At 53.0% G+C, this 13,946-nt stretch carries 9 protein-coding genes; all 9 read right to left on the bottom strand.

The features are described from left to right. Positions 1-290 precede the first annotated feature (290 nt). Positions 291-4,514 (bottom strand): DNA-directed RNA polymerase subunit beta', encoded by a 4,224-nt coding sequence (gene rpoC, locus N438_RS26985; protein ID WP_008808004.1) that lies wholly within the window; start codon positions 4,512-4,514, stop codon positions 291-293. Positions 4,515-4,590: 76 nt separating this feature from the next. Continuing rightward, positions 4,591-8,619: a DNA-directed RNA polymerase subunit beta gene (gene rpoB, locus N438_RS26990; protein WP_008808005.1), complete on the bottom strand. Its 4,029-nt coding sequence runs from the start codon at positions 8,617-8,619 to the stop codon at positions 4,591-4,593. Positions 8,620-8,943: 324 nt separating this feature from the next. After that, complete coding sequence (gene rplL / locus N438_RS26995; protein ID WP_002884142.1) at positions 8,944-9,309, bottom strand: 50S ribosomal protein L7/L12; 366 nt, start codon at positions 9,307-9,309, stop codon at positions 8,944-8,946. Between the two features lie 66 nt (positions 9,310-9,375). Continuing rightward, on the bottom strand, positions 9,376-9,873 hold the full coding sequence (gene rplJ / locus N438_RS27000) for a 50S ribosomal protein L10 (protein WP_001207203.1): 498 nt from the start codon (positions 9,871-9,873) through the stop codon (positions 9,376-9,378). A 413-nt stretch (positions 9,874-10,286) separates the two neighbouring features. Next, the gene (gene rplA / locus N438_RS27010; RefSeq protein WP_008808006.1) at positions 10,287-10,991 is read right to left on the bottom strand and encodes a 50S ribosomal protein L1; all 705 of its coding nucleotides are present in this window, start codon (positions 10,989-10,991) and stop codon (positions 10,287-10,289) included. A gap of 3 nt (positions 10,992-10,994) precedes the next feature. Then, positions 10,995-11,423: a 50S ribosomal protein L11 gene (rplK, locus tag N438_RS27015; RefSeq protein WP_008808007.1), complete on the bottom strand. Its 429-nt coding sequence runs from the start codon at positions 11,421-11,423 to the stop codon at positions 10,995-10,997. Between the two features lie 156 nt (positions 11,424-11,579). After that, a complete protein-coding gene (gene nusG, locus N438_RS27020) occupies positions 11,580-12,125 on the bottom strand; it encodes a transcription termination/antitermination protein NusG (RefSeq protein WP_007665882.1) in 546 nt (181 codons plus the stop codon). 1 nt (position 12,126) lies between these two features. Then, positions 12,127-12,510 (bottom strand): preprotein translocase subunit SecE, encoded by a 384-nt coding sequence (gene secE, locus N438_RS27025; protein ID WP_002883772.1) that lies wholly within the window; start codon positions 12,508-12,510, stop codon positions 12,127-12,129. Between the two features lie 338 nt (positions 12,511-12,848). Continuing rightward, a partial coding sequence (tuf, locus tag N438_RS27035; RefSeq protein WP_049010133.1) for an elongation factor Tu occupies positions 12,849-13,946 on the bottom strand: 1,098 nt, incomplete at its 5' end.

The following is a 13,946-nucleotide window of genomic DNA, read 5'->3' on the forward strand; positions in this document are numbered from 1 at the left end:
AGAGCCGTAGCTTCGAAGATAAAGCAGCAGAAGTAATCCCATGATTCATTAGGTATTTTGAATATATCGCCTTTGGATTGATTATTTTTTGATATGAGTAGAACTTTTACCCATATATAAACAAAGGTTTTTCCAGTGAACGGGGGATGGATATTTTATATGAATTAATTGCTAAAAATATGCGGCGTTAATATGTCGTAAATGTAATTAAAGAAGAGGGTGAGGCGGCGAACAAACAATAAAAAAGCCGGTCAGGAAACCTGACCGGCTTTTTAGCAGTGCATCAACGATTAATCGTTGTCAGAACCGCCCAGGCCTGCGTTCAGCAGTTCTGCCAGGTTGGCAGACGCTTCTTCTACGCTCACCTGCGGAGCAGCTGGCTGTTCGCCCGCTGCGCGACGGCGCATACGATCCTGGTGGTACGCATAACCGGTACCCGCCGGGATCAGACGACCCACGATGACGTTCTCTTTCAGACCGCGCAGTTCGTCGCGTTTGCCCGCAACGGCTGCTTCGGTCAGCACGCGAGTGGTCTCCTGGAACGAGGCCGCGGAGATGAAGGACTCGGTTGCCAGAGACGCTTTGGTGATACCCAGCAGGTCGCGGGAATAGGTTGCCGCCACTTTGCCATTCGCTTCAAGCTCGCGGTTAGCGATCTTAACGCGGGAGTATTCAACCTGCTCGCCTTCGAGGAAGTCGGAGCTACCAGCACTTTCGATGGTCGCTTTACGCAGCATCTGACGAACGATAACTTCAATGTGCTTATCGTTAATCTTAACGCCTTGCAGACGGTAAACGTCCTGCACTTCGTTGGTGATGTAACGCGTTACCGCGTGCACGCCACGAAGACGCAGAATGTCGTGCGGTGCTTCCGGACCGTCGGAAACCACGTCACCACGTTCTACACGTTCACCTTCGAACACGTTCAGCTGACGCCATTTCGGAATCATCTCTTCGTACGGTTCGCTACCGTCTACCGGGGTGATAACCAGACGACGTTTCCCTTTGGTTTCTTTACCGAAGGAAATGATGCCGCTGATTTCAGCCAGGATTGCCGGCTCTTTCGGACGACGTGCTTCGAACAGGTCCGCAACGCGCGGCAGACCACCGGTGATGTCCTTGGTACCGCCGGATTCCTGCGGAACACGCGCCAGGGTGTCACCAGAGCTGATCTGTACGCCATCTTCCAGCTGAACAATCGCTTTACCCGGCAGGAAGTACTGAGCAGGCATATCGGTGCCTGGGATCAGAACGTCGTTGCCCTGAGCATCAACAATTTTCAGCGCCGGACGCAGATCTTTACCACCGGAGGTACGTTCTGCGGAATCCAGAACCACCAGCGAAGACAGACCGGTCAGCTCGTCGGTCTGACGAGTAATGGTCTGGCCGTCGATCATGTCAGTGAAGCGGACGAAACCACTCACTTCGGTGATAACCGGCATGGTATGCGGATCCCAGTTTGCAACGGTTTCACCGCCGGCAACCTGTTCGCCATCGCCTTTCGCCATAACGGAGCCGTAAGGCACTTTATAGCTTTCTTTGGTACGACCGAATTCGTCGATCAGTTTCAGCTCGGTGTTACGCGAGGTGATAACCAGTTTACCGCTGGAGTTCACAACCGACTTCGCGTTGCTCAGACGGATGCTACCTTTGTTTTTCACCTGGATGCTGGATTCAGCAGCCGCACGAGATGCCGCACCACCGATGTGGAACGTACGCATCGTCAGCTGTGTACCCGGCTCACCGATGGACTGTGCCGCGATAACGCCGATAGCCTCACCTTTGTTGATGAGGTGGCCACGCGCCAGGTCACGACCATAGCAGTGCGCACATACACCAAAGTCGGTGTCACAGGATACAACGGAACGAACTTTGACGGAGTCAACGGAGTTCTCTTCCAGCAGGTCACACCAGTGCTCATGCAGCAGCGTGTTGCGTGGAACCAGAATGTCCGCGGTACCCGGCTTCAGAACGTCTTCAGCAGTCACACGACCCAGTACGCGATCGCGCAGCGGCTCTTTAACGTCGCCACCTTCGATAACCGGCGTCATGGTGATGCCTTCCAGGGTGCCGCAGTCGTCTTCAGTGACGACCAGGTCCTGGGCAACGTCAACCAGACGACGAGTCAGGTAACCGGAGTTCGCTGTCTTCAGTGCGGTATCCGCCAGACCTTTACGCGCACCGTGGGTGGAGATGAAGTACTGGAGTACGTTCAGACCTTCACGGAAGTTCGCGGTGATCGGCGTTTCGATGATCGAGCCATCCGGCTTCGCCATCAGACCGCGCATACCAGCCAGCTGACGAATCTGTGCCGCAGAACCACGCGCACCGGAGTCGGCCATCATGTAGATGCTGTTGAAGGAAACCTGCTGCTCTTCCTGACCGTCACGGTTAATCACGGTTTCGGTTTGCAGGTTATCCATCATCGCTTTGGATACACGATCGTTCGCCGCAGCCCAGATATCGATAACTTTGTTGTAGCGCTCGCCCGCGGTGACCAGACCAGACTGGAACTGTTCCTGAATCTCAGCAACTTCCGCTTCCGCTTCGCTGATGATTTCGTATTTTTTCTCCGGGATGACCATGTCATCGATACCAACGGATGCACCTGAACGCGCTGCATAAGCAAAGCCGGTGTACATCGTCTGGTCCGCAAAAATAACGGTCGGTTTCAGGCCCAGAATACGGTAACAGGTGTTCAGCATCTTGGAGATCGCTTTCTTACCGAGCGCCTGGTTCACGATAGAGAACGGCAGACCTTTCGGTACGATCATCCACAGAATGGCACGGCCAACGGTCGTGTCTTTCAGGCTAGTCTTCGCGACGAATTCACCATTCTCGTCTTTTTCGTATTCAGTGATACGCACTTTAACGCGCGCATGCAGAGAGGCCAGACCGGCGCGATAAATACGCTCCGCTTCTTTCGGGCCAGTCAGCACCATGCCTTCGCCTTTGGCGTTAACACAGTCACGGGTCATGTAGTACAGACCCAGTACAACGTCCTGAGACGGAACGATGATTGGTTCGCCGTTCGCCGGGGACAGGATGTTGTTGGTAGACATCATCAGCGCACGCGCTTCCAGCTGGGCTTCCAGCGTCAGCGGTACGTGAACAGCCATCTGGTCGCCATCGAAGTCGGCGTTATAGGCCGCACAAACCAGCGGGTGCAGCTGAATAGCTTTACCTTCGATCAGAACCGGTTCGAATGCCTGGATACCTAAACGGTGCAGCGTTGGCGCACGGTTCAGCAGTACCGGGTGTTCGCGGATAACTTCGTCCAGGATATCCCAAACAACGGCTTCTTCGCGCTCAACCATTTTCTTAGCGGCTTTGATGGTGGTGGCCAGGCCACGCAGTTCCAGCTTGCCGTAAATGAACGGTTTGAACAGCTCCAGCGCCATTTTCTTCGGCAGACCGCACTGATGCAGACGCAGGTATGGACCTACGGTGATAACAGAACGACCGGAGTAGTCAACACGCTTACCGAGCAGGTTCTGACGGAAACGACCCTGTTTACCTTTGATCATATCGGCCAAAGATTTCAGAGGACGTTTGTTAGAACCGGTGATCGCACGACCGCGACGGCCGTTATCCAGCAGGGCGTCAACCGCTTCCTGCAGCATACGTTTTTCGTTGCGTACGATGATGTCCGGCGCAGCCAGATCCAGCAGACGTTTCAGACGGTTGTTACGGTTAATGACGCGACGATACAGATCGTTCAGGTCAGAAGTCGCAAAACGGCCGCCATCGAGCGGAACCAGCGGACGCAGATCTGGCGGCAGAACCGGCAGAACGGTCAGGATCATCCATTCCGGCTTGTTGCCAGACTGAACGAACGCTTCCAGCAGCTTAATGCGCTTGGTCAGCTTTTTACGCTTGGTTTCGGAGTTGGTTTCGTTCAGCTCTTCACGCAGCTGTTCGCATTCCTGCTCCAGATCCATATTGCGCAGCAGCGCCTGGATCGCTTCCGCACCCATTTTCGCGTCGAATTCGTCACCGAACTCTTCCAGCGCATCCAGGTACTGCTCTTCAGTCAGAATCTGGTTGCGTTCGAGGTTGGTCATGCCACCTTCGATAACCACGTAGGATTCGAAGTACAGTACACGTTCGATATCGCGCAGCGGCATATCCAGCAGCAGGCCGATACGGGACGGCAGCGATTTCAGGAACCAGATGTGCGCCGTCGGGCATGCCAGCTCGATGTGGCCCATGCGCTCACGACGCACTTTAGTCTGGGTCACTTCAACGCCGCACTTCTCACAGATCACACCGCGGTGTTTCAGGCGCTTGTACTTACCGCACAGGCACTCATAGTCTTTTACTGGCCCGAAAATACGAGCACAGAACAGACCGTCACGCTCAGGCTTGAACGTACGGTAGTTAATGGTTTCCGGCTTTTTAACTTCACCGAAAGACCATGAACGGATCATGTCTGGCGATGCCAGAGCAATTTTGATCGCATCAAACTCTTCGGTTTTAGTTTGCGCTTTCAGAAACTTTAATAAGTCTTTCACGGATTTGCTCCCGTCGGAGTTAGCACAATCTGGCGCCGGGTTTTATCCCGGCACCAGTGACCTGTTTGAGCGAGAGTTACTCGTCTTCCAGTTCGATGTTGATGCCCAGCGAGCGGATTTCTTTCAACAGTACGTTGAAGGACTCCGGCATGCCCGGTTCCATCTGGTGGTTGCCGTCCACGATGTTTTTATACATCTTGGTACGACCGTTCACGTCATCAGACTTAACGGTGAGCATTTCCTGCAGGGTGTAGGCCGCGCCATAAGCTTCCAGCGCCCACACTTCCATCTCACCGAAGCGCTGACCACCGAACTGCGCCTTACCACCCAGCGGCTGCTGAGTAACCAGGCTGTAGGAACCGGTGGAACGAGCGTGCATTTTGTCGTCGACCAGGTGGTTCAGTTTCAGCATGTACATGTAACCCACGGTTACCGGACGTTCGAACTGTTCACCGGTGCGGCCGTCAAACAGGGTGATCTGACCGGAAGTCGGCAGGTCGCCCAGCTGCAGCAGCTCTTTGATTTCAGCTTCTTTCGCACCGTCGAATACCGGCGTTGCGATCGGCATGCCTTTACGCAGGTTTTCAGCCAGACGCAGAACTTCTTCATCGCTGAAGGTATTCAGGTCAACTTTCTGGCGAACGTCAGCGCCCAGATCGTAAGCACGCTGGATGAATTCGCGCAGTTTCGCGACTTCTTGCTGCTGTTTCAGCATGGCGTTGATCTTATCGCCGATGCCTTTCGCAGCCATACCCAGGTGAGTTTCCAGGATCTGACCGATGTTCATACGAGACGGTACGCCCAGCGGGTTCAGTACGATATCTACCGGCGTACCGTTAGCATCGTGCGGCATATCTTCGATCGGGTTGATCTTAGAGATAACACCCTTGTTACCGTGACGACCTGCCATCTTATCACCAGGCTGGATACGGCGTTTAACGGCCAGGTATACCTTAACAATCTTCAGCACACCCGGTGCCAGATCGTCGCCTTGGGTGATTTTACGGCGTTTCGCTTCGAGTTTTTTCTCGAACTCGTGTTTCAGTTCGTCATACTGCTCAGCCAGTTGCTCCAGCTGATTCTGTTTCTCTTCGTCGGTCAGGCCCAGTTCCAGCCAGCGATCGCGCGGCAGTTTGTCGAGCTTCTCAGCTTCAACGCCACCGGAGACCAGCACCGCATAGATACGACTGAACAGACCGGCTTCGAGGATCTGCAGTTCTTCAGACAGGTCTTTCTTCGCCTGCTTCAGCTGCATCTCTTCGATTTCCAGCGCACGTTTGTCTTTTTCTACGCCATCACGGGTAAAGACCTGAACGTCGATAACGGTACCAGAGACACCGTTCGGTACGCGCAGAGAAGAGTCTTTAACGTCAGACGCTTTCTCACCGAAGATCGCACGCAGCAGTTTCTCTTCCGGCGTCAGCTGGGTTTCACCTTTCGGCGTTACCTTACCAACCAGAATGTCGCCGCCGGTCACTTCCGCGCCGATATAAACGATACCGGACTCATCCAGTTTAGAGAGCGCAGCTTCACCCACGTTCGGGATGTCAGCGGTGATCTCTTCCGGCCCCAGCTTGGTGTCACGGGACACGCACGCCAGTTCCTGAATGTGGATGGTGGTGAAACGGTCTTCCTGGACAACACGCTCGGAGACGAGGATGGAGTCTTCGAAGTTGTAGCCGTTCCACGGCATGAACGCTACGCGCATGTTCTGACCCAGCGCCAGTTCACCAAGGTCGGTGGACGGGCCGTCGGCCAGCACGTCGCCGCGCTCAATGGGTTCGCCCAGGGACACGCAAGGCATCTGGTTGATGCAGGTGTTCTGGTTAGAACGGGTGTACTTGGTCAGGTTATAGATGTCGATACCTGCTTCGCCCGGGTACATCTCGTCTTCGTTAACTTTGATAACGATACGGGAAGCATCCACGTACTGAACGGTACCGCCACGTTTAGCCACCGCAGTAACACCGGAGTCAACGGCAACAGCACGTTCCATACCGGTACCAACCAGCGGCTTATCAGCGCGCAGAGTCGGAACCGCCTGACGTTGCATGTTCGCACCCATCAATGCACGGTTGGCGTCATCGTGCTCCAGGAACGGGATCAGGGACGCACCGACGGATACCACCTGCTGGGTGGATACGTCCATGTAGTCAACCTGGTCGCGGCTGAACAAGCTGGATTCGCCTTTGCTACGGCAGGTAACCAGGTCTTCTACGAAGTGGCCGTTTTCATCCAGGTTGGAGTTCGCCTGAGCAATAACGTAGTTGCCTTCTTCGATAGCAGACAGGTAGTGAATTTCATCGGTAACCACACCGTCGGTCACTTTACGATACGGGGTCTCAAGGAAACCGTATTCGTTAGTCTGTGCGTACACGGACAGGGAGTTGATCAGACCGATGTTCGGACCTTCAGGCGTTTCGATTGGACATACGCGACCGTAGTGCGTCGGGTGTACGTCTCGAACTTCGAAGCCTGCGCGTTCACGGGTCAGACCGCCTGGGCCGAGTGCGGAGATACGACGTTTGTGCGTAATCTCAGACAGCGGGTTGTTCTGGTCCATAAACTGGGACAGCTGGCTGGAACCAAAGAACTCTTTCACTGCTGCGGAAATCGGCTTGGCGTTGATCATATCCTGAGGCATCAGGGTATCCAGATCGCCCAGAGACAGACGCTCTTTAACCGCACGCTCTACACGTACCAGGCCAACGCGGAACTGGTTTTCCGCCATTTCGCCAACGGAACGGATACGACGGTTGCCGAGGTGGTCGATATCATCGACTTCGCCTTTACCGTTACGGATATCGATGAGCTTCTTCATCACTTCGATGATGTCGTCTTTGCTCAGGATACCGGAACCTTCGATTTCGTCGCGCAGCAGAGAACGGTTGAACTTCATACGACCAACCGCGGACAGATCGTAGCGGTCTTCGGAGAAGAACAGGTTCTCAAACAGGCTTTCAGCCGCTTCGCGAGTCGGCGGCTCACCAGGGCGCATCATGCGGTAGATTTCTACCAGCGCGCTCAGACGATCGTTGGTCGGGTCGACGCGTACCGTTTCAGAAATGTACGGACCGTGGTCCAGATCGTTGGTGAACAGCGTTTCGATACGCTTGTGGCCGGACTGGCTCAGTTTAGCCAGCAGATCCAGGCTCAGCTCCATGTTCGCCGGGCAGATCAGTTCGCCGGTCGCTTCGTCGATGTAGTCTTTAGAAGCAACTTTACCCGCGATGTACTCAACCGGAACTTCGATATGTTTGATATCGTCTTTTTCCAGCTGGCGAATGTGGCGCGCAGTAATACGACGGCCTTTCTCAACGTACACTTTACCGTTGGCTTCGATATCGAAGGAGGCGGTTTCACCGCGCAGACGCTCCGGTACCAGCTCCATCTGCAGCTTGTTGTCGCGAATTTCAAAGACCACTTTCTCGAAGAACAGGTCAAGGATCTGCTCAGTGGTGTAATTCAGCGCGCGCAGAATGATGGTTGCCGGCAGTTTACGACGACGGTCGATACGAACGAACAGGTTGTCTTTCGGGTCGAATTCGAAGTCCAGCCAGGAACCGCGGTAAGGGATGATACGTGCGTTATACAGGACCTTACCGGAGGAGTGGGTCTTACCTTTGTCACTGTCAAAGAAGACGCCCGGGCTACGGTGCAGCTGAGAAACGATAACACGCTCGGTACCGTTGATAACAAAGGTACCGTTGTCGGTCATGAGCGGGATTTCGCCCATGTAGACTTCTTGTTCTTTGATGTCTTTAACGGTGCCTTCCGGCGCTTCGCGCTCGTAGATCACCAGACGCAGTTTTACGCGCAGCGGTGCAGAATAAGTCACGCCACGGATCTGACATTCTTTAACATCAAAAACAGGTTCGCCCAGACGGTAGCTGACGTATTGCAGCTCTGAATTACCGCTGTAGCTCTGAATCGGGAATACGGAACGGAAGGCTGCTTCCAGACCATACTGCCCTTCAGGATCTTGCTCGATAAACTTCTGGAACGAATCAAGCTGGATAGAAAGGAGATAAGGTATGTCCAGAACTTGTGGACGTTTACCAAAATCCTTACGAATACGTTTTTTCTCGGTATAGGAGTAAACCATAGGGTTCCTCAGCTCGCTGACAAGTCGACCCGTCTGCCTAAGTAAGGCAGTTTTTTATGCAACACTATTTTGTTGACCGGAAAATGGAACACTTTCCGCAATACCTGTTGCTATCACGCTTAAACCATTTCGTTGCGATTTACACAGCCCAGGAACCCTAACCTGTCGCAGTATATTAAGTCGTCGATAGAAACAAGCATTGTCAGGCAAACCAGCAGTCAAACAGTGTGAAATGCTACTGGCGCCTTACAGCGCAAAAAGGCTGGTGACTAAAAAGTCACCAGCCTCAGCCTGATTTCTCAGGCTGCAACCGGAAGGGTTGGCTTATTTAACTTCAACTTCAGCGCCAGCTTCTTCCAGAGATTTTTTCAGAGCTTCAGCGTCGTCTTTGCTGATGCCTTCTTTCAGTGCAGCCGGAGCAGATTCTACCAGGTCTTTAGCTTCTTTCAGACCCAGGCCAGTTGCGCCACGTACTGCTTTGATAACAGCAACTTTGTTAGCGCCAGCAGCTTTCAGAATTACGTCGAATTCAGTTTTTTCTTCAGCAGCTTCAACCGGGCCAGCAGCTACAGCTACAGCAGCAGCAGCGGAAACACCGAATTTTTCTTCCATTGCAGAGATCAGCTCAACAACGTCCATTACGGACATAGCGGATACTGCTTCAATGATTTGATCTTTAGTGATAGACATTTAAATTGTTCCTGAATATCAGAATAAGTTTATACGTAAGCGAATGCTTTATAAAGATAACTGCGATTAAGCAGCTTCTTTCGCATCGCGTACAGCAGCCAGAGTACGAACCAGTTTGCCAGCCGAAGCTTCTTTCATGGTTGCCATCAGGCGTGCAATTGCTTCTTCGTAGGTCGGCAGAGTTGCCAGGCGGTCGATCTGCGACGCCGGGATCAGCTCACCTTCAAAGGCAGCGGCTTTGACCTCAAATTTTGCATTCGCTTTCGCGAACTCTTTGAACAGACGAGCAGCAGCGCCCGGGTGTTCCATAGAGTATGCAATCAGGGTCGGACCAACAAACGTGTCTTTCAGGCACTCGAACTGAGTACCTTCAACGACGCGGCGCAGCAGGGTGTTACGAACAACACGCATGTATACGCCAGCTTCACGACCTGCTTTACGCAGTTCAGTCATTTTATCTACAGTTACGCCACGGGAATCCGCAACTACTGCAGACAGCGCGCCTTTGGCTACTTCGCTGACTTCAGCAACAATCGCTTGTTTGTCTTGAAGATTTAAAGCCATTAGCTTTGCTCCTGGATGTTTGCCAGAGCTTATGCTCTGGAACTCACTTCACTCAATTCAACGAAAAGAGCGTCTAAATACGGTGAGCAGAAACAAGCCAGAGTATCCAAAAATAATCTTAGCGTTCTGTCACCGTCTACGCAGGGGATTAAGTTTCTTGCGAAACACCTGCGGTCTTCGACGGAGGCCTGGATAGGCCAGGCTCCAACGAACAAATTCTTCCTATGACTTCGTCCTTCGAACCGCAGCGGCGTTAGCTGCTCTCGTTCACACCGGGAGTGTAGTTAACTACACTCCCGGTGATTCACTCGATTGCTGCCTTGCTGCAATTCAAATGACTCGCATAGCGTCTGTCTTATTGACAGAATCGTGGGGGTAAGATTGTAGACAAAATCACCGCCCACGTAAAGGCATTAGTTTGCAGAAGCGTTCAGGCCAGCCTGATCTACTGCAACACCTGCACCCATGGTGGTGGAGATGCTAACTTTCTTGATGTACACGCCTTTCGCCTGAGTCGGTTTTGCTTTTTTCAGCGCAACCAGCAGAGCTTCCAGGTTTTCTTTCAGTTTGTCAGCGTCAAAGTCCACTTTACCGATGGTGGTGTGGATGATGCCGTTTTTGTCGTTACGATAACGAACCTGACCTGCTTTAGCGTTCTTAACCGCTTCAGCAACGTTAGGGGTTACGGTACCCACTTTCGGGTTTGGCATCAGGCCGCGCGGACCCAGAACCTGGCCCAGCTGGCCAACAACGCGCATTGCATCCGGGGAAGCAATAACAACGTCAAAGTTCATTTCGCCTTTCTTGATCTGGTCAGCCAGATCTTCCATACCTACCAGCTCAGCGCCTGCAGCTTTAGCAGCTTCAGCGTTTGCGCCCTGGGCAAATACGGCAACGCGAACAGAACGGCCAGTACCGTGCGGCAGTACAGTTGCACCACGTACGTTCTGGTCAGATTTACGAGCATCGATGCCCAGGTTTACAGCAACGTCAACGCTTTCAACGAACTTAGCAGTAGCCAGTTCTTTCAGCAGAGAGATGGCTTCGTTGATGTCATACTGTTTAGTTGCATCAACTTTGTCACGGATCACGGACATGCGCTTGGTCAGTTTAGCCATTTCTTAGTCCTCCACTACCAGGCCCATGGAACGTGCAGTACCTTCGATGGAGCGAGTCATCGCTTCAATGTCGGCACCAGTCATGTCGGCAGCTTTGGTCTGCGCGATTTCCTGCAGCTGAGCGCGGGAAATTTTACCCACTTTATCTTTGTTCGGCTTACCAGAGCCGGACTTGATACCAGCCGCTTTTTTCAGCAGAACTGCTGCCGGCGGGGTTTTGGTAACGAAAGTGAAAGAACGGTCAGCGTAAACGGTGATAACAACCGGGATTGGCAGACCTTTTTCCATGGATTCAGTTTTTGCGTTGAACGCTTTGCAGAATTCCATGATGTTAACGCCCTGCTGACCCAGTGCTGGACCAACCGGCGGACTCGGGTTTGCCATACCAGCTGCAACCTGCAGCTTGACGTAGGCTTGTACTTTCTTAGCCATTCTTAAATCCTCAAATTGGGTATTAACGCTTCAGAGAAGCTCCCCGTGATTAAACATCGTTTTACGGGCCAAGCCCATAAAAACAAAAGGCGCGAAATTGTATGCCAATTTCGCGCCCTATGCAACGATTAAATCGCTGCTTTTTTGATCGCCGGCTTACGCCTTCTCAACCTGACCGAAGTCCAGTTCTACCGGCGTCGCACGACCGAAGATAGAAACAGAAACTTTCAGGCGGGACTTCTCATAGTCCACTTCTTCAACGACGCCGTTAAAGTCAGCGAACGGACCATCGTTGACACGAACCATTTCGCCCGGCTCAAACAGCGTTTTCGGACGCGGCTTATCGCCAACCTGCTGCAGGCGGTTCATGATGGCATCGACTTCTTTGTCGCTGATCGGCGCCGGACGGTCGGAAGTACCGCCGATGAAGCCCATCACACGCGGTACGCTGCGCACCAGGTGCCAGCTCGCGTCGTTCATGACCATTTGAACCAGAACGTAGCCTGGGAAGAATTTACGTTCGCTTTTGCGACGCTGGCCGCCACGGATTTCAACCACTTCTTCGGTTGGAACCATGACTTCGCCAAACAACTCTTCCATGTTGTGTAATTTGATATGTTCACGCAGCGAAGTAGCTACGCGACCTTCAAAACCGGAAAACGCCTGAACGACGTACCAGCGCTTTTTAGGAGCTTCAGACATCTCAGAACCTCAGGCCAGTGATAAAGGAGACCAGGCGAACCAGAATACCATCCAGTCCCCACAGGATCAGTGACATTACTGCAGTCACGGCAGCAACAATCAGCGTAGTATGCAGCGTTTCCTGGCGAGTCGGCCAAATCACTTTACGCACTTCAGTTCGCGCTTCGCGAGCAAAAGCAACGGTCGCCTTACCTTTCGTCGTCAACAGCGCGACGCCACCGGCAGCAGCAATAAGAATAACCACGGCCAGCGCACGCACCGCCAGCATAATGTCGCGATAAAGGAAGTTGCCCACGATCGCCACGATCAGCAGCACGGCAACGATAATCCACTTCATCGCTTCCAGGCCGCGCCCGCTCCCTTGAGCTTCGGTATTCGCACTCATAAACCAACCTGTCAGAAGTATTCTACAAACAATTTCACCCCGCGGGGGCGAGGCGATCCAAACCGAAATTAAGTTTCGGATTATACACTGAACGCGTTCAAACTGCTTCAACGCTGGCGGTTCTGGCGCCTCTTCCCTGCTATTGCAAAGGAGAACGCTGACTTGCCGTCGCGCTACCGCTCGAATGGTTTGGTGTATAAACGCCCTCTTCAGAGCCTGTCTCAGCAATGATTATGACAAAAAAAATCACTGATGAGCCAGGTTCTGGTATGAAAGCGTGCAAAAAGGGCATCAAATGATGCCCTTTTATTGCGCATTGCGTCAAATGTTATCAGCGATTAGCCGAGAACTTTAGCAACCACGCCCGCGCCAACGGTACGACCGCCTTCACGGATTGCGAAACGCAGACCATCGTCCATCGCGATCGGGTGGATCAGGGTAACAACCATTTTGATGTTGTCGCCCGGCATAACCATCTCTACGCCTTCCGGCAGTTCGATGGTGCCAGTCACGTCAGTAGTACGGAAGTAGAACTGCGGACGGTAGCCTTTGAAGAACGGAGTATGACGGCCGCCTTCGTCTTTGGACAGGATGTACACTTCAGATTCGAACTTGGTGTGCGGCTTGATGCTGCCCGGCTTAGCCAGTACCTGACCACGTTCGATTTCTTCACGTTTGATACCACGCAGCAGAACACCAACGTTCTCACCAGCACGGCCTTCGTCCAGCAGTTTGCGGAACATTTCAACGCCAGTACAGGTGGTTTTCGCGGTGTCTTTGATACCAACGATTTCAACTTCTTCACCGACTTTGATGATACCGCGCTCTACACGACCGGTAACAACGGTACCACGACCGGAGATGGAGAATACGTCTTCGATCGGCAGCAGGAACGGCTTGTCAATCGCACGCTCTGGTTCCGGGATATAGGTATCCAGGTGGCCAGCCAGTTCGATGATTTTCGCTTCCCACTCTGCGTCGCCTTCCAGCGCTTTCAGAGCAGAACCACGAACGATCGGGGTGTCGTCGCCCGGGAAATCGTACTGAGACAGCAGTTCACGAACTTCCATCTCAACCAGTTCCAGCAGCTCTTCGTCATCAACCATGTCGCATTTGTTCAGGAACACGATGATGTACGGAACGCCTACCTGACGACCCAGCAGGATGTGCTCACGAGTCTGCGGCATCGGGCCGTCAGTCGCAGCAACAACCAGGATCGCGCCGTCCATCTGCGCAGCACCGGTGATCATGTTTTTAACATAGTCGGCGTGGCCCGGGCAGTCTACGTGCGCGTAGTGGCGAGTCGGGGTGTCATATTCAACGTGAGAGGTGTTGATGGTGATACCACGAGCTTTTTCTTCCGGTGCGTTATCGATCTGGTCGAATGCACGAGCAGAACCACCGTAGGTTTTAGCCAGAACGGTAGTGATGGCAGC

This window comes from Klebsiella sp. GL120222-02 (assembly GCF_003097195.1).
GTDB lineage: Bacteria > Pseudomonadota > Gammaproteobacteria > Enterobacterales > Enterobacteriaceae > Klebsiella > Klebsiella variicola.

Coding starts and splice junctions, on each gene's coding strand:
- rplL (WP_002884142.1), bottom strand. CDS start 9,309: ATGTCTATCACTAAAGATCAAATCATTGAAGCAGTATCCGCTATGTCC.
- secE (WP_002883772.1), bottom strand. CDS start 12,510: ATGAGTGCGAATACCGAAGCTCAAGGGAGCGGGCGCGGCCTGGAAGCG.
- nusG (WP_007665882.1), bottom strand. CDS start 12,125: ATGTCTGAAGCTCCTAAAAAGCGCTGGTACGTCGTTCAGGCGTTTTCC.
- rplJ (WP_001207203.1), bottom strand. CDS start 9,873: ATGGCTTTAAATCTTCAAGACAAACAAGCGATTGTTGCTGAAGTCAGC.
- rplK (WP_008808007.1), bottom strand. CDS start 11,423: ATGGCTAAGAAAGTACAAGCCTACGTCAAGCTGCAGGTTGCAGCTGGT.
- rpoB (WP_008808005.1), bottom strand. CDS start 8,619: ATGGTTTACTCCTATACCGAGAAAAAACGTATTCGTAAGGATTTTGGT.
- rplA (WP_008808006.1), bottom strand. CDS start 10,991: ATGGCTAAACTGACCAAGCGCATGTCCGTGATCCGTGACAAAGTTGAT.